This is a genomic window from Streptomyces sp. NPDC107522, from assembly GCF_055657525.1.
Genome location: NZ_JBVKAU010000005.1, coordinates 111,569 through 130,298, shown reverse-complemented (window position 1 = coordinate 130,298; position 18,730 = coordinate 111,569). Strand labels below are relative to the sequence as shown.

Below are 18,730 nucleotides of genomic sequence, written 5' to 3'. Positions count from 1 at the left end.
CCTAAAGTCCGCTGACCGGCAGCTGCCGGAACTCGATCGTCTCGTACGTCCCCGTCACACCGGTCTCGTACAGGATCCCGACCGTGTTCCGGTCGAGCTGTACGAGGTCGGAGTACGCCGCCCTCCGCTCGGACAGCGTCAGCGCCTTCGTGAAGGTTGCCCCGCCGTCCGTACTGCGCCACACGGCCATGGACTGACGGGCGGTGGGGACGGAGGGAGCGGAGAACAACAACGGAGCGCCACGACCGGCGAGTTGGAGGACGCTTCCCTCCACCACCGGCGCCTCGTTCAGCGTCGGCTGGATGGTGTACGGGCGGTCCAGGGTCACCCCGCCGTCGCTGGAGTGGCTGTCGAGCCGGTTGCCGGTGCTCGTGCCGAGCTGGTCACGGGCATTGAAGTACAGGCGCCCGTCGGGGAGTTCGGCGGCCGTGGACTCGTTGGCGTTGCCGAAACCGTCGTACGTGTCGTCCACGAAGCCGATCCGCCAGGTGAGGCCGGCGTCGTCGCTGTAGATGGCGTGCGCGCCGTAGTACTTGGGCTCCTGGCCGGTGTCGGCGGAGCCGGGCGCGGGAGCGGCCGAGTGGTTGGACGGGATGACCAGTCGCCCGGCGTGCGGGCCCCGCCGGAGGGCGATCGCGTGGCCCGGCCCCGTCGCGTACCAGCGCCAGTTCGCCGGCTTCACCTGCCGGGTGATGTCCCGGGGAGAGGAGAAGTGGCGGCCGTCGTCCGCACTGCGCTGCACGAACACCCGGCGGCTCTCCTCCCCCGTCACCTCCCCCCGCATGATCTCCGCCTCCGTCACAGCACCGCTGTTGTAGGAGGTGACCAGCACGATCGTGCCGGTGCGCGGATCCACCACCGGCGCCGGATTGCCCCGCGTGTCCCCGTCCCCGGCGGCGACCACCGTCAGCGGCCCCCAGCTGCAGCCGCCGTCGGTGGAGCGTCTGAGGACGACATCGATGTCCCCGGTGTCCCCCGCACCGTCGTGCCGGCCCTCGGCGAAGGCGAGGACCGTGCCGCGGTGGGTCGTGATCGTCGCCGGGATGCGGTACGTGTCGTAGCCGCCCTCGCCCGAGACATACGGGACGGAGGACGTACAGCCGGTGTCCGCCGAGGCGTTGCCGGCCGCTGTCACAGGTGTGGTCAGGAGTGCTGCGGTGACCAGGAACGTACGACTGAGTGTGCGGCTCAGGATGGTCATCGGTTCCCTTGGGTTCCCTTGACGAAGTGTCAGCATTGACCTGTCCGTCACAGGCTCCCCGGTGTCACCATGCCCGACTCATACGCCACGATGACCAACTGCGCCCGGTCCCGCGCCCCCAGCTTCCCCATGATGCGGCTGACGTGGGTCTTCGCCGTCAGCGGGCTCAGCCCCAACGCCTCGGCGATTTCCGTGTTGTTGAGGCCGCGCGCGACCAGCGTCAGCACTTCGCGTTCACGGTCGGACAGGCATTCGGGTCCGCCGGCCGTGGGTGCGGAGGGGCTGCGCAGGAACCGCTCGATCAGCCGTGCCGTCGGGCCCGGGGAGAGGAGTGCCTCCCCTGCCGCCACCGTGCGGATGGCGTCGAGGAGTTCGGCCGGGCGGGTGTCCTTCACCAGGAAGCCGGAGGCGCCCGCGCGCAGGGCGTCCACGATGTTCTCGTCGGTGTCGTAGGTGGTGAGGACCAGGACCCGCACCCCGGCCAGGTCCTCGTCGGCCGCGATGAGGCGGGTCGCCTCGATGCCGTCGAGGTCGGGCATGCGGATGTCCATCACGACGAGGTCGGCGCGTGCGCTGCGGGCCAGTTCGGCGGCCTCGCGGCCGGTGGCCGCCTGGCCGACGACCTCCATGTCCGGGGCGGACTCCACCAGCATGGCGAACGCCTCACGTACGAGGTTCTGGTCGTCGGCGAGCAGTACGCGGATCATCGGTCTCCCTCCCGGCCGGCTGCGATCGGGAGGACGGCACACACCTCGAACCCGCCCCTCGTACGCGGTCCGGCGTCGAGTGTGCCACCCACGCTGCGAGCCCGCTCCCGCATTCCGACGAGGCCGTAGCCGCAGGCCCCACCGCCGCCGGACCCGGCCCCCGTGCCGTCGTCGGTGACCGACACCCGCAGGGCGCCCTGCTCCTCGTACAGTTCGACGCGTACGGCCGGTTCGGGCCCCGCGTGCCGGACGACGTTCGTCAGCGCCTCCTGCACGATCCGGTACGCGGCCGCGCCCACGGCGGGCGGCACCTCCCGCACCCGTACCGCCGGCTCCACCCGCGCCCCGGCGAGGCGCGCCGCCTCCACCAGGTCCGGCACTCCGTCGAGCCCGGGCAGCGGGCCGCGCGCCTCGCCGGTGACGCCCTGCTCGCGCAGCACCTCCAGCGTCGTACGGAGTTCACCGCGTGCCGTGCGGCAGGTGTCGGCGATGTCGTCGAGGGACTTCGCGATCGTCTCGCGGTCCAGCCGCTCGGGGTCGGCGGCCAGCACGTGCGCGGCCACCGACGTCTGCACGCCGATGAGCGTGATGCTGTGGGCGAGCAGGTCGTGCAGGTCGCGGGCGATGCGCAGGCGTTCCTCGGCGACGCGGCGGCGGGCTTCCTCCTCGCGGGTGCGTTCGGCGCGTTCGGCACGTTCGACGATGGCGGCGACGTACTGGCGGTAGTAGCGGACGTCGATGCCGACGAAGACGACGGCGAGGACCCAGCCGTAGATGCGCAGCAGGTCGACGGCCTGCTTGTCCTCGCCGAAGGTGAGCATCACGGTCAGGGAGATGCCGAGGCCCGCGGCGCCGACCAGGACCGTGCGGAGGGGGCGTTGGGTGACGGTGACCGTGTAGAGCGCGATGAACGAGGCGGGAATGGGGGCGCCGTGGTTGTTGTCGAGGGCGTGGTAAGGCACGACGAGCGCCACCACCGCGGCGATCACGAGCAGCGGTCTGCGCCGCCGCCACACGAGCGGCGCATGGGCGGCGATCAGGAGCGTCCAGCCGAGGGCGTCGGGCCGGCGGCCGTCGTCGGTGAACAGCGCCATGCACACGGCCACGACGGCTGCCGCCACCGCGAGCAGTGCGTCGTTGCGGGTGCCGTGCGGGGCGGTGCGGGGGTCACGGGTGATCGCGGCCATGATCCGCTCGCCGATACGGGGGCGCGCCGATGGGGTGGTTGCCTGCACGGGGTCATCTTCCGCTGAGAGGGCGCCCCTCCGGGAGGGAGGGGCGCCGGTCGGTCAGTGGGCGGCGGCGGTCACCCGCTCCGGTTCCTTCGGCGGTACGGGCCGCTCGGGCTCGCGGGACAGGGCGCCCGGCCACCACACCTTGCGGCGCAGGGCGACGCTCGCGCTGGTCACCAGGTAGGTGCGGACGAGGAAGGTGTCCAGGAGCACGCCGACCGCGATGACGAAGCCCAGCTCGACGAGCTGCACCAGCGGCATGTTGGTGAGCACCGCGAAGGTCGCCGCGAGGACGAGTCCGGCGGAGGCGATGACCCCGCCCGTGGTGCGCAGTGCGGTGAGCGCGGCCGACGCGGGGTCGGCGCCGCCGAGGCACTCCTCGCGCATGCGGTGCATCAGGAAGATGCCGTAGTCGACGCCCAGCGCGACGAGGAACACGAACGACAGCAGGCCGAGTCCGGGGTCGGTGCCCTCGAAGCCGAAGACCGGCCCGAAGACGAGTCCGCCGATGCCGAGCGCCGCGCCCCACACCGCGACGACGGCCGCCACCAGCAACAGCGGCGCGACGAGCGACCGCAGCAGGGCGACCAGGATCAGCAGCACGGACAGCAGCACGAGCGGTACGACGACCAGCCGGTCCCGGGCGCTGGTGTCCTTCAGGTCGAGCTGTTCGGCACTGGTCCCGCCGACGTAGGAGCCGTCGAGCCGGTCCCGCAGGCCCTCGATGGTGGCGGTCTCCCCGGCGGACTGGGGCGGTGCGGAGGCGAAGACGGCGATCTCGGTCCAGCCGTTTCCGGTACGTCCTTCCCGCGCGCTGTCGACGCCCCGCGTGCCGCGGATCGACGCGAGCGTGTCATCGGCGCGGGCCTCCGGCGTGATGACGGTGAGGGGTTGCGTGCCGCGCTCGGGGTAGGCCGCGGCGAGGGTCTCCATGGCGGCGACCGAGTCGGGCGTGCTGGTGAAGGAGTCCTGCTGCTTCAGGCTGCCGGGCAGGTTCAGGGTGCCGAGGGCCAGCGCGCCCAGCAGGACGACGCCGCCCGCGAGCACCGCCAGCGGCCGGCGTCCGGCGGAGCTGCCCATGGCGGTGAACAGGGACCGGCGGGCCTTGGGCGTGCTGCCGTAGCGGGGCACGAGCGGCCAGAACACGCGCCGGCCGAGCAGCACCAGGATCGCGGGCAGCAGGGCCAGCATGGCGGCCAGCGCGCACAGCACGCCGACGGTGCCGAGCGGGCCCATGCCCCGGCTGGAGTTGAGGTCGGCGGCGAGCAGGCAGAGCAGACCGGCGGCGACGGTGCCGGAGGAGGCGAGCACGGCCGGACCGCAGCCCCTGAGCGCGGCGACCATGGCGTCGTACGGCCGCTCGATGCGGCGCAGTTCCTCGCGGTACCGGGAGACGAGCAGCAATGCGTAGTCGGTGCCGGCGCCGAAGACGAGGATCGTCATGATCCCGGAGCTCGCGCCCGAGACCGGGGTGTCGAACCACCGGTTCAGGCCGTAGGCGACTGCCATCGACAGGTAGTTGGCCACGCCCGCGACGGCGAGCGGCACCAGCCACAGGAAGGGGCTGCGGTAGATGATGATCAGCAGGAGGGCGACGACGCCGACGGTGGTGTAGAGCAGCGGGCCGTCGAGCGACTGGTAGACCTCGCGGGAGTCGGTGACGACTGCCGCCTCGCCGCCGACGTCGACGCTCAGTCCGTCGCCGCCCTTCGCCACGTCCCGTACGTCGCCCACGAGTGCGTCGCGGGCGTCCTCGTCCTGGCCGGGCTCGGTGCTGGCCACCGGGTACATCAGGGTGGTGCCGTCCCGGGACGGGATGCCCTGCGGTTCGGCGGTGAGCCGGTGGGCGCTCGCGATCCGGTCGATCTGGTCGGCGGCGGTGGCCTTGTCGGCGGCGGTCAGGCCGCCGTCGCGGTGGTAGACGACGACCATCTCGGTGGCCTCGCCACCGGGCAGCCGGTCCTGGATCTTCGCGACCTGGGTGGAGTCGGCGCTCGCCGGCAGGTAGTCGATGGCACGGTCGCGCTGGACGTCCGCCAGCTTCGACGCGAACGGCGAGGCGAGCGCGAGCACGACGATCCACAGCCCCAGCACGAGCCAGGGCACGGCCCGCCGTCGCCGCGCAGCTGTCCTTACGGCCCCCATCTGACGGCCTCCCTCCGGTCCGGGTGTCTGGGTCGGTTCCAGACTCCCGGCGCGGAGGGGGCGGATCGTCGGGCGCGAGGGCGAGTTCGGGGGTACTGCCAGGGGCGGCTGAACGGGGGCTTTACTCCCCGGGGAGTAGTCCAGGGGTTCTCTGCCGGCGCCCGGTTGACGTCCGCACCACGCGCCGGGTCCTGAGTACGCGTACTCAGGACCACGCCCTGTCTTCGGGGAAAGCTTGTGCCCATGACCGTCCCCGGCTCTCGCCCCTGCGGCCTCCCGCAGTTCCGCGGTGAGAACGTGCCGCCCCCACGCACCGGGCGCCGAGGGCTGCCCGTCGCCGGGGACGTCGCCCTGGCCGTCGGGCTGCTCGTCCTCGATGCCGTCGGGGCCGTCGTGGCCTTCCTGGCCGGCGTCGACTACAGCGGCTGGAAGCCGTTCGACCCCGCCGCGGACAACTCCGGCATCAATCTCACGCCCAACTGGGTCTACGTGGGGGTCGTCGGCGGCGTCGTGCTGCTGACCGCCGCACTGCTGTACCGGCTCCGCGCCGTCGTCAGCACCGGTCTGCAGGTGCTCGTCGGCATCGCCGCCCTGGTCATCGCCGTGAGCGGCACACAGTTCGACGAGGAGCGGGGCGCCCGGGCCTACGACGGCGTGCGCGCCGCCGCGGCCAGTAGCCGGGTCACGTCCTCGGCGCAGATGGTGAGGGCGGCGCCGACCGTCGACAGGACGTCGCGTTCGGCGGGCGTGTAGGGGCCGTCGGCCAGGGCGATCCGGGCGCCCTGGAGAAGGATGGACTCGCGGCCGACCGGGGCGAGGTGAGGGGCGAGGGGGTCCAGGGCCTCGTGGAGCTCTATGGCCAGCCCGGCCCCGCAGGGCTCGGAGAAGACCCGCCCGGTGTCCGCCGCCAGCGCCTCGACCAGGGCGTTCAGCTGTTCCTCCGTGCAGTCGTCGAAGCCGGCCGCACGCACCGTGGCCGCCGCGGCCTCCAGCGCCGGACGGGCACAGATGCCGCCCGCGGCCAGCACCGCCAGGGCGACGGTGTGGACGGCGTCGCGGAGCATCGCCGAGAAGCGGGTGGTCGTCGGATGGTCGAGGACGTCGGTACCGAAGTGCCGACGACAGGCCGCGCACTCCACGACGGGCCCGGTCTCACCACGCGGCAGCACGGGCACCCCGAGGAGGGTGAAGCGACGATGTCCGCTCAGCCGCTGATAGTTGCGGTCACCCCCGCACCCGGGGCAGAAGAACTCGCCGTCCCCGACGGCCGACCACGCGATACGGGTGCCCAGGATGCGCGCAAGCCTGGCGGCACGGCCGTCTCGTCCCCGTCCTGGCAGCACGTCGCACCTCCGTAATGCCGCGGCAACATCGCCGCGCTTGCGTGATGTTAGCCACATCCTGGACGCGGAGTCAGCACCCCGGACGAGACCTTTCCGTGACCTGCACAGGCCGATGGCCGGAAATGAGCGAAGCCCGCCCACCGAAACACGGCGGACGGGGCCTCTCAACGCCGGGGCGCAGCAACGCCCTAAAGGGGCGCGGGGAACTGCGCGACCAGCCACGACGGTGCAGCAGACGACCGACAACCCAACGCGGCAAATCCGTAGTCGCACCGCTCCCTCACAGAGCGAACCGTCAACGAGCAGCCCGGTTGACGGCCGAGACGACCGCCTTCAGCGACGCCCGCGTCGTGTTCGCATCGATCCCGATCCCCCACAGCACCTTGCCGTCGATCGCACACTCGATGTACGAGGCGGCCTGCGCGGAGGCGCCCTCGCTCATCGTGTGCTCCTGGTAGTCCAGCAGCCGGGCATCGACGTCGATCTTCGCCAGCGCGTCGAAGAAGGCCGAGATCGGACCGTTGCCGGTACCGGACAGCACGGTGTCGACGCCATCTACCGTGGCCTCCACCTTCAGCGTGTCCACACCATCGGTGTCGGTCGTCGACTGCCCGTTCTTGACCTGGATGCGACCCCACGGGTTCTCGGGGTTCGGCAGGTACTCGTCCTGGAAGACCGCCCAGATGTCGCCGCCGGTGACCTCGCCGCCCTCGGCGTCCGTCTTCGCCTGGATGATCTTCGAGAACTCGATCTGCATCCGGCGCGGCAGGTCCAGCTTGTGGTCGTTCTTCAGGACGTACGCGATACCGCCCTTGCCGGACTGCGAGTTGACGCGAATGACCGCCTCGTAGGACCGCCCGACGTCCTTCGGGTCGATCGGCAGGTACGGCACGGCCCACTCGATGTCGTCGACGGTGACGCCCTTGGCGGCCGCGTCGGCCTCCATCGCGTCGAATCCCTTCTTGATGGCGTCCTGGTGGGAGCCGGAGAAGGACGTGTAGACCAGGTCGCCCACGTACGGGTGGCGCGGGTGGACCTCCATCTGGTTGCAGTACTCCCACACGCGACGGATCTCGTCGATGTCGGAGAAGTCGATCTGCGGGTCGACGCCCTGCGAGAACAGGTTCATGCCCAGGGTGACCAGGTCGACGTTGCCGGTGCGCTCGCCCTGCCCGAACAGGCAGCCCTCGACCCGGTCGGCGCCGGCCATCAGCGCCAGCTCGGCGGCGGCGACGGCCGTACCGCGGTCGTTGTGCGGGTGGATGGACAGGCAGACGTGCTCGCGGCGGGACAGGTTGCGGCCCATCCACTCGAAGCGGTCCGCGTGCGTCGACGGCGTCGAACGCTCCACCGTGGCGGGCAGGTTGAGGATGATCTCGCGGCCCGGACCGGGCTGCCAGACGTCCATGACCGCCTCGCAGACCTCCAGCGCGAAGTCCAGCTCGGTGTCGGTGAAGATCTCCGGGCTGTACTGGTACCCGAACTCGGTCTCCGGGCCCAGCAGCTTCTCGGCGTACTCCATGACCAGCCGCGTGCCGTCGACGGCGATCTGCTTGATGTCGTCCTTGGAGCCGCGGAAGACGACCCGGCGGAAGACCGGCGCGGTGGCGTTGTACAGGTGCACGGTCGCGCGCTTGGCGCCCTTCAGCGACTCGACCGTCCGCTCGATCAGGTCCTCGCGGGCCTGGGTCAGCACGGAGATGGTGACGTCGTCGGGGATGGCGCCCGGCTCCTCGATGATGGAGCGTACGAAGTCGAAGTCGGTCTGGCCCGAGGCCGGGAAGCCGACCTCGATCTCCTTGTAGCCCATCTTGACCAGCTGGTCGAACATCCGGCGCTTGCGCTCGGGCGACATGGGGTCGATCAGGGCCTGGTTGCCGTCGCGCAGGTCGGTCGACAGCCAACGGGGGGCCTGGGTGATCCGCTTCTCCGGCCAGGTGCGGTCCGGGATGTCGACCTGCTCGTAGCGGCCGTACTTGTGGATCGGCATGGAACTGGGCTGCTGGCGGTTCGCCATGATGCTTCGGGCTCCTCAGGGTGTCCGGAAGGACGGCCGACGACGCAACGCGAAGCTCCGCGGGGAGGGAGTCGACCTGGACTACAGGCCCTCGCCGCGGCAGCTAAGAAGAAGCAGCCCGAAACGCATGATGCGCAGCATGCTAGCCGAGCTCCTTCGGATGCGAGGCGTCGTATCAGTATGCGGGACCCGGGGGAGCAATAGGACAAAAAGTGCGCCATACCACTTCGTCACGGAGCGTGCCGCTCCCTGTCCGCATATTTCACCAATCATGGTTGCGGGTAGTGACACCATCATGACCCAGTGCAAGGGTGCCGGGCATGACGACGAACGGGGGCTTCGAGCCCGTCTTCTGCACCGTCGTACCGCCGCACGTCCTCGACAAGCTGGCACGGAACGACGACCCCGCACTCTCCGGTCCCGCCCAGCGGACCCTGATGCGCGACAGCGAGCTGCGCGGCCGCCGCCGCGTCACGACCGAGTTCGCCCTCGCGGCCGCCCCGACGGCGAAGGCACCGTCGGACCAGCCGCTGCGCAGCATCCACGACGCCGAGCACGGCACCGCCCTGCCCGGCACCAAGGTCCGCGGCGAGGGCGAGGAGCCCGGCCAGGACGCCACGGTCAACCGCGCCTACTCCGGCCTCGGCGCCACCTTCGAGCTCTTCCTCAAGGCCTACGCCCGCCACTCCATCGACGGCGACGGCCTGCCGCTGGACGCCACCGTCCACTACGACGAGAACTACAACAACGCCTTCTGGAACGGCGAGCAGATGGTGTTCGGCGACGGTGACGGCGAGATCTTCCTCGACTTCACCATCCCGATCGACGTCATCGGCCACGAGCTCACCCACGGCGTCACCCAGTACACGGCGAACCTCACCTACTACGGCCAGCCGGGCGCCCTGAACGAGTCGATGTCGGACGTCTTCGGCTCGCTGATCAAGCAGTACACGCTCGGCCAGACCGCCGCCGAGGCCGACTGGCTGATCGGCGCCGGCCTGCTCGCCCCGAGCGTCTCCGGCAAGGCCCTGCGCTCCATGAAGGAGCCCGGCACCGCCTACGACGACGACGTCCTCGGCAAGGACCCGCAGCCCGCGACCATGGACGACTACGTCCGCACCGGCCGCGACAACGGCGGCGTCCACATCAACTCCGGCATCCCCAACCACGCCTTCTACCTGGCCGCCACCGCGCTCGGCGGCCACGCCTGGGAGAAGGCGGGACAGATCTGGTACGACGTCCTGACCGGCGGCGAGCTGTCGGACCGGGCCCTGTTCACCGACTTCGCGGGGCTGACCGTCAAGGCCGCCCGCGAGCGCTTCGGCGACGGCGGCGAGGAGCTCCAGGCCGTACAGAAGGCATGGGAGCAGGTCGGGGTGCGGATCCTCTGACTCCGTACTAGACAGGGACCCATGCGTATTCAGGTACGGCGCACGGGCGGATTCGCGGGCATCGAGCGGCACGCCGAGGTGGACACCTCGGGGCGGCCCGACGCCCAGGAGTGGCAGGCCCTGGCCGAACGCGCGGTCGCGGACGGCCGGGGCACGCCCCCGATCGGGGTCCCGGACGGCTTCAGCTACCAGATCACCGTGGACGGCAAGACGGTGTACTGCTCCGATCCCCGGCTCACGGACGAGCAGCGCAAGCTGATCTCCCGGGTGCTGAAGGAGGGAGCGTAAGGGCGCGTAACGGGCAGTTCACGCCGGGGCGTTGACTTCCGTTACCGCCGGTACGGATGATCCGGCGCATGGCGATCGATGAGCGCGGTGCGACGACACCGATACCTCAGTTCCCGGCCGGCTTCCTGTGGGGCGTCTCGACGTCCGCCCACCAGATCGAGGGTGCGGCGGACGAGCGCGAGCGGTCCGTGTGGGACGCCTTCACGGCCGAGCCGGGAAAGGTGAAGGACGGCTCCACGGCCGCGGTGGCCTGCGACCACTACCACCGCTACTCCGAGGACGTGGCGCTCCTCGCCGGCCTGGGCGTGGACGCGTACCGCTTCTCGATCTCCTGGCCGCGGGTGAACGCGCCGAAGGGCCTGGACTTCTACGACCGCCTGGTGGACGAGCTGTGCGCGGCGGGCGTTCGGCCGGTGCCGACCCTCTTCCACTGGGATCTGCCGGTCGCGCTGGACTGGCTCGACCGGGACACGGCCGCCCGTTTCGCCGAGTACGTGTCGGTGGTCGCCGAGCGCCTGGGCGACCGCGTCAAGAAGTGGATCACCGTCAACGAACCCGCCGAGCACACCCTCCTCGGCCACGCCCTCGGCACCCACGCCCCCGGCAAGCAGCTCCTCTTCGACGCCCTCCCCGTAGCCCACCACCAGCTGCTGGCCCACGGTCTCGCCGTACGGGCCCTGCGCGCGGCCGGCGCCACGGACATCGGCATCGCCAACTCGCACGGGCCGACCTGGCCGGCGACGCGGGAACAGGCGGATCTGGAGGCGGCGGACTTCTACGACGTCCTGCTCAACCGTCTCTTCGCCGACCCCCTGCTGCTGGGCGAATACCCGGCCGGGCTCGGCGAGTTGATGCCGGGCGATGTCGCGTCGGACCTGAAGGTCATCGCGGAGCCGCTGGACTTCTACGGCATCAACTACTACGCGCCGACCCGCGTGGGCGCCCCGCAGGGCACCGAGATCGAGTTCGGCGGGGTGACCATGCCGGCCGAACTGCCCTTCTCGGTCAGGGAGATCGAGGACGTACCGACGACGGACTTCGGCTGGCCGGTGGTCCCCGAGGGCCTGACGGAGCTGCTCACCGGCTTCCGCGAGCGCTACGGCGACCGGCTGCCGCCCGTCGTCATCACCGAGAACGGCTGCAGTTACGAGGGCATCGACGACCAGGAGCGGATCGCCTACCTGGACGGCCACATCCGCGCACTGCACCGGGCGGTGGAGGCGGGCGTGGACGTGCGCGGGTACTTCGTCTGGTCGCTGCTGGACAACTTCGAGTGGGCGGAGGGATACGCGCGACGGTTCGGGCTCGTCCATGTGGACTACGAGACCCTCGCCAGGACGCCGAAGGCGTCCTACGCCTGGCTGCGGGACGCGCTCCGGGCGCAGAGATGACGGTGGACGCCCTCGCCGAGCCGGTCGACCGGGTCGGCCGGGGCTGGACGGCGGCGCTGTCGCTGGCCAACGTGGCGATCTGGGTGGGCTGGTACGGCCCGCTGCAGATCCTGCTCGCCCAGCAGGCGGAGGACTTCGCACCCGGCACGGGGATGTCGAAGGAGACGCTGCTGGCCTGGGTGACCGGAGTGGGCGCGGCCGTCTCGCTGGCGGCCAACCCGTTCTTCGGCGCCCTGTCGGACCGCACCACGGCCCGCTGGGGCCGCCGTACGCCGTGGATCGTGGCCGGTTCGGCGGGCGGCGCGCTGTCGCTGCTGCTGCTCGCCGGGGCGGGTGGGCTGTGGACCATGGCGGTCGGCTGGTGCCTGGTCCAGCTGACGCTGAACGCCGCCTTCGCGGCGGTGACGGCGGCGGTGCCGGACCGGGTGCCGCGACGGCAACGGGGCGCGGTCGGCGGCTGGTTGGGGGCGGCGCAGATCCTCGGGGCCGTCGCCGGGACGGGGCTGGCGACGGCGGCGGGCGGGATCGCGGCGGGGTATGCGGCGTGTGCGGTGTTCGCGGTGGCGGGGGTGCTGCCGTATGTGCTCCGGCACCGGGATCTCAGGCTGGGGGTCGCGGACCGGCCGGTGTGGTCGTCGAAGGCCTTCTTCAGCGGTTTCTGGCTGAGCCCCCGCCGCTACCCGGACTTCGCCTGGGCCTGGCTGACCCGCTTCCTGATCAACCTCAGCAACGCGCTGGTGCTTCTGTATCTGCTGTATTACCTGCGGGACCGCCTCCACCACGACGACCCCGAGCAGGGCGTACTGATCCTGACCGCGGTGGACAGCGTGGCACTGCTGGCCACGGTCGTGGTGGGCGGCGTGTGGTCGGACCGGGTGGGGCGTCGCAAACCGTTCGTGATGTGGTCCGGGGTGCTGATGGCGGCGGCCACCGCCCTGCTGGCCGCCTGGCAGACGTGGGCGGGCGCGATCGTCGTGGCGGCGTTGCTGGGCGTGGCCCTGGGGGTGTTCATGTCGGTCGACTTCGCCCTGATGACCGACGTGCTGCCCAAGGCCCTCGACCGGGGCAAGGACCTCGGGGTGATCAACGTGGCGAATGCCTTGCCCCAGGTGGCGGCACCGGCCCTGGCCGCGCCGATCGTGACGTATTTGGGCGGCTACCGGGTGTTGTACGGGGTGGCGGCCGTGATCGGCTTGGCGGGGGCGGTGTTGGTGGGCCGGATCAGGGGCGTGGACTGATCAGGGCCGGTTGGGCAGCGCGCCCAAGGGGCGCGGGGAACTGCGCGACAAGCCACAACGAAACCCGCAGCCGCCCGACGACCGATCACTGCACCCCCTTAGAGCGCTCCCGCGTCCCGAGCCGCATAGACAGACGGATAAACCGGCCGATACCCCAGCTCCCGCCGAATCCGCTCCGTGGAGGTGATCGCCAGCCACGGATCAGAATCAGTACGGCCGTACAACTCCTCCGGTACCTCAACCCCGTTGAGCTGGTGCAACTCCACCGCCGTCACAGGCGCATCGTCGGCGATGTTGTAGATCCGACCCGCAATCCCCGGCGCATGAAGGATCCGCAGCAGCCCCTGGGCGACATCCGCGTGATGCCCCATGTGCAGCCGCTGCGTCGCCGCCCAGTTCCCGGCCCACATCAGCGACTGGGCAAGATGCGGATCACCCTCCCCGTAGACGAAGGGAAGCCGGCCGACGCGCACATCCAGCCCCTCCAACGCGAGCAGCTCCCGCTCGGCGTGCCCCTTGGACTCGGGATAGGCGCCCCACATCGCCCCGCCCGGCCGGGACTCGTCGTCCTCGGTCAGCGGCCAGCCCCGTCCGACGCCGTACACCAGCCCCGTACTGACCTGAACGAACCTCTGCACGCCGGAGGCCACCGCGGCGCGCCCCAGCTCCACGGCCGCGTCACGGTTGACGGCCCACGCCTCCTCGTCCGACACGCCCCGGAAGGAGGCCGCGACGTTCACGACCGCGTCGACCCCGGCGACCGCCTTGCCGAGCGCCTCCGTGTCCCGCAGATCACCGACCACGACCTCGGCGCCCAGCTCGGCGAACGGCTCACCCCGCGTCGCGTCCCGCACCAGCACCCGTACCCGCTCCCCCGGCCGGGCCTGCGCCAGCAGCCTCGGCACGAAGCGCCGGCCGACCTGCCCCGTCGTACCTGTCACCAACGTCAGCATGTTCTGCTCCTCTCGTCGCTCTTCAGCCTCGGCCGGAGCCGGAAGCGGCGGGAGAGACCCGTTGATCAGGGGATCGGCAGTCCCTGGATAAGCCGCGCGGCGTCCCGCACGCTGGAGAGGTGGACCGAGCCGAACTCGCCGACTTCCTGCGCCGTGGCCGTGCCCGGCTGACCCCGCCGGACGTGGGCCTGGCCCCGGGCCCCCGGCGTCGTACCCCGGGCCTGCGCCGCGAGGAGGTGGCGCAGCTGGCGGGCATGTCGGTGGACTACTACACCCGCCTCGAACAGTCCCGGGGCCCGCGCCCGTCCCGCCAGATGCTGACGGCCCTGGCCCGCGCGCTGCGCCTGACCGACGTCGAGCAGGACCACCTCTTCCACCTGGCCGGCGAGGAACCCCCGCGCCGCGAGACGGCGTCGGCGCATGTGCGTCCCGGGCTGCTGCTGATCCTGGACCGGCTGCACGACACCCCGGCACAGGTGGTGAACGACTGCGGCGAGGTGCTGGCCCAGAACGCGATGGCCAGGGCGCTGGTCGGCGACGTGATGTCCCGCCCGCGGCGCGAGCGCAACCTGACCCGCCTCTTCTTCCTGGACCCGGCCGCGCGCGCCCTCTTCCCCGAGGAGGACCTCGCGGGCCACGCGCGCGCCCACGTGGCCACCCTGCGCGCGGTGGCCGCGGCCCGCCCCGACGACCCGGAACCGGCCGCGCTGGTCGCCGAACTCCGGGCGGCGAGCGAGGAGTTCGCGCGCCTGTGGGACGAGCACGAGGTGTCGCAGCGCAACCGGGCGACGAAGCGCTTCGTGCACCCGCTGGTCGGCCTCCTGGACCTGGACTGCGAGGTCATGGTCAGCCACGAGCACCACCACCTCCTGGTCGTCCACACCGCCCGTCCGGGCACGGAGGCGTACGAGCGCCTTCAGCTCCTGCGGGTGGTGGGCCTGCAGGACATGTCACCCAGCAAGACCTGAACGTACGGACTCGGCGGCCCGCTCGGGATCGTCCCCGGCCGCGACGGCGAAGTCCCGCAGCAGACCGGCGAGAACATCGTCCGGCCCGCGGACTCCGATGATGTAACCGGCGCGGTCGAGCTGGGCGAGTCCGTGCATCTGGACGAACAGCTGCCGTACGAGGAGATCGGCGTCGGCGTCGTTACGGAACCGCCCGGCCGCGGCGCACCGCCGGATGGCGTCCCGCGGATAGCGCAGCAGCCGTACGCCCATCTGGCGGTCCTCATCGGTGAGTTCGAACCCGGCGATGGCCGAGCCGCCGAACATGACGGCGTACACGTCGGGTTCGGCACGGGCGAACTCCTGGTAGATCCGGCAGAGTTCGGCGACCTCGCGCACGGGGTCGTCGCCCTCCCCCACCGAGCCCACCCGGCTTTCGAAACGGGCGATGCCCTCCCGCATCACCTCGCGCACCAGCCCCGGCATGGACCCGAAGTGCGTGTACACGGCCATGGTGGAGGCCCCGACGGCCTTGACCAGGCGTCGGGCGCTGAGGGCGGCCGGACCCTCCTCGGCGAGCACGCGGGCGGCTTCGTCGAGGAGAAGGCGGCGGGTATCCGCTGTTGACACGGGGCGAGGATAACGCTGTTATGACGCCGTTATGGCGCCGACGGACGGGGGATCGACGTGTTCACGAAAGGCATGCGGGGCCGGTTGGTACGGCTGCCCGAGGCGGCGGGGGCCGACACCGGCACGACCGACGGCAAGGAGCCTGTGCTGCGGATGGCCGTGATCGGGGACTCGGTGGCGGCGGGCGTGGGGGCCTCCGAGCACCGGGAGGCGATGGCGGGGCAGCTGGCGGAGGCGGTGTCGGCCATGACCGGGAGGGCGGTGTCCTGGCGGGTGGCGGCGAAGGCGGGGGGCGACGCCGGCGAGGGTTCGGCAGGGACTGCTGCCCGGCCTCACGGACCCTGCGACCCGCTGGCGGCCGGACGTGGTCGTCGTCGTGGCCGGCACGAACGACGCGATGCGCCTGCGCCGGCCGCGCACCTTCCGCCGGGACGCCGAACGCCTGATCCGGGACGTCCGGCTGCGCCTCGGCGAGGACGTGCCGATGGTGTTCGCGGGGCTGCCGTCGGTCGACCGTCTGGCGGCGCTGCCGCGCCGGGTGCGCCTGCCGCTGGCCCTGTACATCCGCGTGCTCGACCATCAGCTGAAGACGGCGGCCACGAGGGGAGCCGCCGTCTTCCACCTTCCCTCAGGGGGCCCGCCGGAGCACGCGGGCGACTGGCTGGCCGCGGATCGCTTCCACCCCTCGGCGCAGGGGTACCGGGCTTGGGCGCGGGTGCTGGGGGCGCGGCTGGCGACGCTGACCGAGGCGGCGGTGCAGGTCAAGGGGCTTGGGACGGCCGGTAGTTGACCCGTGGGTAGTTGAGGCCGGAAATCACCCTTGCCGACCCTCGCCCCACGCGCATCAATGGGAACGACGGATCCGACGGACCGTCAGATTCAGTTCGACGCTCTCCACGCAGTGTGTCCGCACCCACCTGCCGAGCAGCTCCCACCCCCACACGCAGGAATTCCCCCACCTCGAAAGGGAGCGGATCCCCATGAGACGCATGCGCATCGGAGCAGGCGCGGCACTGGCGGCCGGGGCCCTCGCGGTCACCGGACTGGCCTTCGCGCCCGCCGCCCTCGCCGTCACCCCCGACACCGCGACGATCACCGCCGACTGCGGCAGCTTCGGCGGCGGCGAGGCCACCCTCACGGCCACACAGGACGGCACCGCCGCCACCGTCACCGTCAACTCCTCCGCGATCACCGCGCCGATCGCGCTGTCGGAGGACTCGATCGCCTCGACGCTCACCTTGGTGAAGGCGAGCGGCGGCACCGTCGCCTTCACCGGCACGGAGAACCCGGCGATGGCCGCCGGCGACCCCGTCCAGGTCGGCCCCCTCAGCGGTGCCGTCGCCTCCGGGGACAGCCTGGAGGCCTTCGGCGGCTCGCTGCAGATGACCGTCTTCGGCATCACCATCACGTGCACGGCGACCGGGCCGCAGTCGCCGGGCCCGTTCGTGTTCGACTGAGGCGCGTGACGCGGTGAAGGGGCGCGGTCCCGGCGCCGTACGCTCTACGGCTCTACGGCGCCCTACGTTCTACGGCGCTGTACGGCTCACAGCGCGTCGGGGCCGCGCTCGCCCGTCCGTACCCGTACGACCGTCTCGACCGGCAGCGCCCAGACCTTGCCGTCGCCGATCTTGCCGGTCTGGGCGGCCTTGACGATGGCGTCGATGACGTCGTCGGACGCCGCGTCCTCCACGACGACCTCGATCCGGACCTTCGGCACCAGGTCGACCTGGTACTCCGCGCCCCGGTACACCTCCGTGTGGCCGCGCTGCCGGCCGTAGCCGCTCGCCTCGGTCACGGTCAGACCGTGCACGCCGAGTTCCTGGAGGGCGGTCTTGACCTCGTCGAGCCGGTACGGCTTGACGATCGCGGTGATGAGCTTCATGCCTGCTTCTTGACCTTCTGCGGGGCGGGGACGGAGGAGGGGACGGACGCGGTGACCGGGGCGCCGTGGCCCAGGACGCCGTGATCGTATGCCGTCTCGGCGTGCACCGTAAGGTCCAGGCCGGTGTGCTCCTGCTCCTCGCTCGCGCGAAAGCCCATCGCCTTGTCGATGACCTTGCCGATGCCGTACGTGGCGAGGAACGCGTACGCCGCCACGACGACCACGGCCACCAGCTGCTTGCCGAGCTGGGCGAGCCCGCCGCCGTAGAGGAGGCCCTCGGCGCCGCCGGTCATCGACTCCACGGCGAAGACGCCGATGAGGAGCGTGCCGATGACGCCGCCCACGAGGTGGACGCCGACGACGTCGAGCGAGTCGTCGTAGTTCAGCTTGAACTTCCAGCTCACGGCGTAGGAGCAGACGACACCGGCGGCGAGGCCCACGACGAGCGCGCCGAGGAGCGAGACGGAGCCGCAGGACGGCGTGATCGCGACGAGACCCGCGACCGCGCCGGACGCCGCGCCCAGCGTCGTCGGGTGGCCGTCGCGCCTCTGCTCGACGAAGAGCCAGCCGAGCAGGCCGGTGCAGCCGGCGGCGAGGGTGTTGAGGAAGGCGGCGGCAGCGAGACCGTTGGCGCCGAGGGCCGAGCCGGCGTTGAACCCGAACCAGCCGAACCAGAGCAGCCCGGCACCCAGCACGACCATGGGCAGGTTGTGCGGCCGCATGGCGTCCTTCCTGAACCCGAGGCGCGGGCCGAGGACGAGACAGAGGGCGAGTCCGGAGGCGCCGGAGGTGATCTCGACGGGGAGACCGCCGGCGAAGTCGAGGGCGCCGAGGCGGTCGAGGATCCAGCCGCCGGGACCCCAGGTCCAGTGGGCGACGGGAACGTATACGAGCAGCGCCCACACGGGCACGAACACGACCCAGGCGCCGAACTTCGCCCGGTCCGCGACCGCGCCGCTGATCAGCGCGGCCGTGATGATCGCGAAGGTGAGCTGGAAGGTGGCGAACAGGACGGTGGGGACGGTGCCCTGCACGCTCTCCGGCCCGAGCCCCGCCATCCCGGCGTGCTCGAGGCCGCCGACGATCCCGCCGCCGATGTCGTCGCCGAAGGCGAGCGAGTAGCCGCAGGCCAGCCACACGACGGTGACCAGGGCGATGGACACGAAGCTCATCATCAGCATGTTGAGGACGCTCTTCGTGCGGACCATGCCGCCGTAGAACAGGGCCAGGCCCGGGGTCATCAGCAGGACGAGGGCGGTGGCGGCGAGCAGCCAGGCGGTGTCGCCGGTGTCGATCTCTGCGGCTTGTGCGGCAGCAAGGGTCACGGTTGTCTCCAACGGTGCGGTGGCTCGTCAGAGGGTCACC

Annotated in this window: 17 protein-coding genes and 1 pseudogene; 8 read left to right on the top strand and 10 right to left on the bottom strand. The window is 71.5% G+C overall.

Annotation, left to right across the window (positions count from 1 at the left end):
• Position 1: 1 nt before the first annotated feature.
• The 4 genes from ACZ7L6_RS17720 to ACZ7L6_RS17705 are packed head-to-tail and all read right to left on the bottom strand — an operon-like array spanning position 2 to position 5,285.
• A complete protein-coding gene (locus ACZ7L6_RS17720; RefSeq protein ID WP_471924786.1) occupies positions 2-1,201 on the bottom strand; it encodes a sialidase family protein in 1,200 nt (399 codons plus the stop codon).
• Positions 1,202-1,248: 47 nt separating this feature from the next.
• Positions 1,249-1,908 (bottom strand): response regulator, encoded by a 660-nt coding sequence (locus ACZ7L6_RS17715; RefSeq protein WP_471924784.1) that lies wholly within the window; start codon positions 1,906-1,908, stop codon positions 1,249-1,251.
• Positions 1,905-3,143: a sensor histidine kinase gene (locus ACZ7L6_RS17710; protein ID WP_471924782.1), complete on the bottom strand. Its 1,239-nt coding sequence runs from the start codon at positions 3,141-3,143 to the stop codon at positions 1,905-1,907. The genes ACZ7L6_RS17715 and ACZ7L6_RS17710 overlap by 4 nt, the downstream gene beginning before the upstream one ends.
• A 54-nt stretch (positions 3,144-3,197) precedes the next feature.
• Positions 3,198-5,285 carry an MMPL family transporter gene (locus ACZ7L6_RS17705; protein WP_471924780.1) on the bottom strand — a complete coding sequence of 696 codons (2,088 nt, stop codon included), beginning with the start codon at positions 5,283-5,285 and terminating at the stop codon, positions 3,198-3,200.
• Between the two features lie 243 nt (positions 5,286-5,528).
• Here ACZ7L6_RS17705 and ACZ7L6_RS17700 point away from each other — a divergent pair, with 243 nt between their 5' ends.
• Positions 5,529-6,038, top strand: a complete 510-nt coding sequence (locus ACZ7L6_RS17700; protein WP_471924778.1) for a DUF6234 family protein — start codon at positions 5,529-5,531, stop codon at positions 6,036-6,038.
• Here the strand turns inward: ACZ7L6_RS17700 and ACZ7L6_RS17695 are convergent.
• Together ACZ7L6_RS17695 and leuA are read right to left on the bottom strand one after the other, a co-directional pair.
• Positions 5,930-6,628, bottom strand: coding sequence for a TerB family tellurite resistance protein (locus ACZ7L6_RS17695; protein ID WP_471924776.1), 699 nt, complete (start codon positions 6,626-6,628; stop codon positions 5,930-5,932). The genes ACZ7L6_RS17700 and ACZ7L6_RS17695 overlap by 109 nt on opposite strands.
• A gap of 295 nt (positions 6,629-6,923) precedes the next feature.
• Complete coding sequence (gene leuA, locus ACZ7L6_RS17690; RefSeq protein ID WP_471924774.1) at positions 6,924-8,645, bottom strand: 2-isopropylmalate synthase; 1,722 nt, start codon at positions 8,643-8,645, stop codon at positions 6,924-6,926.
• A 320-nt stretch (positions 8,646-8,965) separates the two neighbouring features.
• Here leuA and ACZ7L6_RS17685 point away from each other — a divergent pair, with 320 nt between their 5' ends.
• From ACZ7L6_RS17685 to ACZ7L6_RS17670, 4 genes are read left to right on the top strand one after another with little or no spacing between them, the layout of a single operon-like run.
• Positions 8,966-10,036: a M4 family metallopeptidase gene (locus ACZ7L6_RS17685; RefSeq protein ID WP_471924772.1), complete on the top strand. Its 1,071-nt coding sequence runs from the start codon at positions 8,966-8,968 to the stop codon at positions 10,034-10,036.
• Between the two features lie 21 nt (positions 10,037-10,057).
• Entirely contained in the window at positions 10,058-10,324 is a 267-nt protein-coding gene (locus ACZ7L6_RS17680) for a protealysin inhibitor emfourin (RefSeq protein ID WP_398830137.1), read from the top strand.
• Between the two features lie 56 nt (positions 10,325-10,380).
• Positions 10,381-11,715 (top strand): GH1 family beta-glucosidase, encoded by a 1,335-nt coding sequence (locus ACZ7L6_RS17675; RefSeq protein ID WP_471924770.1) that lies wholly within the window; start codon positions 10,381-10,383, stop codon positions 11,713-11,715.
• Complete coding sequence (locus ACZ7L6_RS17670) at positions 11,712-12,953, top strand: MFS transporter (RefSeq protein ID WP_471924768.1); 1,242 nt, start codon at positions 11,712-11,714, stop codon at positions 12,951-12,953. Before ACZ7L6_RS17675 ends, ACZ7L6_RS17670 begins: the two co-directional genes overlap by 4 nt.
• Positions 12,954-13,051: 98 nt before the next feature.
• Here the strand turns inward: ACZ7L6_RS17670 and ACZ7L6_RS17665 are convergent, their stop codons facing one another.
• The gene (locus tag ACZ7L6_RS17665) at positions 13,052-13,906 is read right to left on the bottom strand and encodes an NAD-dependent epimerase/dehydratase family protein (RefSeq protein WP_471924766.1); all 855 of its coding nucleotides are present in this window, start codon (positions 13,904-13,906) and stop codon (positions 13,052-13,054) included.
• A 119-nt stretch (positions 13,907-14,025) separates the two neighbouring features.
• Between ACZ7L6_RS17665 and ACZ7L6_RS17660 the strand changes: the two genes are divergently transcribed.
• Complete coding sequence (locus ACZ7L6_RS17660; RefSeq protein ID WP_471924764.1) at positions 14,026-14,874, top strand: helix-turn-helix transcriptional regulator; 849 nt, start codon at positions 14,026-14,028, stop codon at positions 14,872-14,874.
• Here ACZ7L6_RS17660 and ACZ7L6_RS17655 read toward each other — a convergent pair.
• Complete coding sequence (locus ACZ7L6_RS17655) at positions 14,857-15,483, bottom strand: TetR/AcrR family transcriptional regulator (protein WP_471924762.1); 627 nt, start codon at positions 15,481-15,483, stop codon at positions 14,857-14,859. The two genes, ACZ7L6_RS17660 and ACZ7L6_RS17655, sit on opposite strands and share 18 nt — an antisense overlap.
• 298 nt (positions 15,484-15,781) lie before the next feature.
• Here ACZ7L6_RS17655 and ACZ7L6_RS17650 point away from each other — a divergent pair.
• A pseudogene (locus tag ACZ7L6_RS17650) lies at positions 15,782-16,273 on the top strand (GDSL-type esterase/lipase family protein); the annotation flags it as partial.
• A 190-nt stretch (positions 16,274-16,463) separates the two neighbouring features.
• Positions 16,464-16,940: a hypothetical protein gene (locus ACZ7L6_RS17645; protein WP_471924760.1), complete on the top strand. Its 477-nt coding sequence runs from the start codon at positions 16,464-16,466 to the stop codon at positions 16,938-16,940.
• A gap of 86 nt (positions 16,941-17,026) precedes the next feature.
• Here the strand turns inward: ACZ7L6_RS17645 and ACZ7L6_RS17640 are convergent, their stop codons facing one another.
• On the bottom strand, positions 17,027-17,365 hold the full coding sequence (locus tag ACZ7L6_RS17640; RefSeq protein WP_471924758.1) for a P-II family nitrogen regulator: 339 nt from the start codon (positions 17,363-17,365) through the stop codon (positions 17,027-17,029).
• The gene (locus ACZ7L6_RS17635; RefSeq protein WP_471924756.1) at positions 17,362-18,690 is read right to left on the bottom strand and encodes an ammonium transporter; all 1,329 of its coding nucleotides are present in this window, start codon (positions 18,688-18,690) and stop codon (positions 17,362-17,364) included. Before ACZ7L6_RS17635 ends, ACZ7L6_RS17640 begins: the two co-directional genes overlap by 4 nt.
• Positions 18,691-18,730: the final 40 nt, after the last annotated feature.

Excerpts from the sequence above, each read along its gene's own strand:
- ACZ7L6_RS17720 (WP_471924786.1), bottom strand. The coding sequence starts at position 1,201 with ATGACCATCCTGAGCCGCACACTCAGTCGTACGTTCCTGGTCACCGCA.
- ACZ7L6_RS17715 (WP_471924784.1), bottom strand. The coding sequence starts at position 1,908 with ATGATCCGCGTACTGCTCGCCGACGACCAGAACCTCGTACGTGAGGCG.
- ACZ7L6_RS17705 (WP_471924780.1), bottom strand. The coding sequence starts at position 5,285 with ATGGGGGCCGTAAGGACAGCTGCGCGGCGACGGCGGGCCGTGCCCTGG.
- ACZ7L6_RS17700 (WP_471924778.1), top strand. The coding sequence starts at position 5,529 with ATGACCGTCCCCGGCTCTCGCCCCTGCGGCCTCCCGCAGTTCCGCGGT.
- leuA (WP_471924774.1), bottom strand. The coding sequence starts at position 8,645 with ATGGCGAACCGCCAGCAGCCCAGTTCCATGCCGATCCACAAGTACGGC.
- ACZ7L6_RS17685 (WP_471924772.1), top strand. The coding sequence starts at position 8,966 with ATGACGACGAACGGGGGCTTCGAGCCCGTCTTCTGCACCGTCGTACCG.
- ACZ7L6_RS17680 (WP_398830137.1), top strand. The coding sequence starts at position 10,058 with ATGCGTATTCAGGTACGGCGCACGGGCGGATTCGCGGGCATCGAGCGG.
- ACZ7L6_RS17675 (WP_471924770.1), top strand. The coding sequence starts at position 10,381 with ATGATCCGGCGCATGGCGATCGATGAGCGCGGTGCGACGACACCGATA.
- ACZ7L6_RS17670 (WP_471924768.1), top strand. The coding sequence starts at position 11,712 with ATGACGGTGGACGCCCTCGCCGAGCCGGTCGACCGGGTCGGCCGGGGC.
- ACZ7L6_RS17665 (WP_471924766.1), bottom strand. The coding sequence starts at position 13,906 with ATGCTGACGTTGGTGACAGGTACGACGGGGCAGGTCGGCCGGCGCTTC.
- ACZ7L6_RS17645 (WP_471924760.1), top strand. The coding sequence starts at position 16,464 with ATGAGACGCATGCGCATCGGAGCAGGCGCGGCACTGGCGGCCGGGGCC.
- ACZ7L6_RS17640 (WP_471924758.1), bottom strand. The coding sequence starts at position 17,365 with ATGAAGCTCATCACCGCGATCGTCAAGCCGTACCGGCTCGACGAGGTC.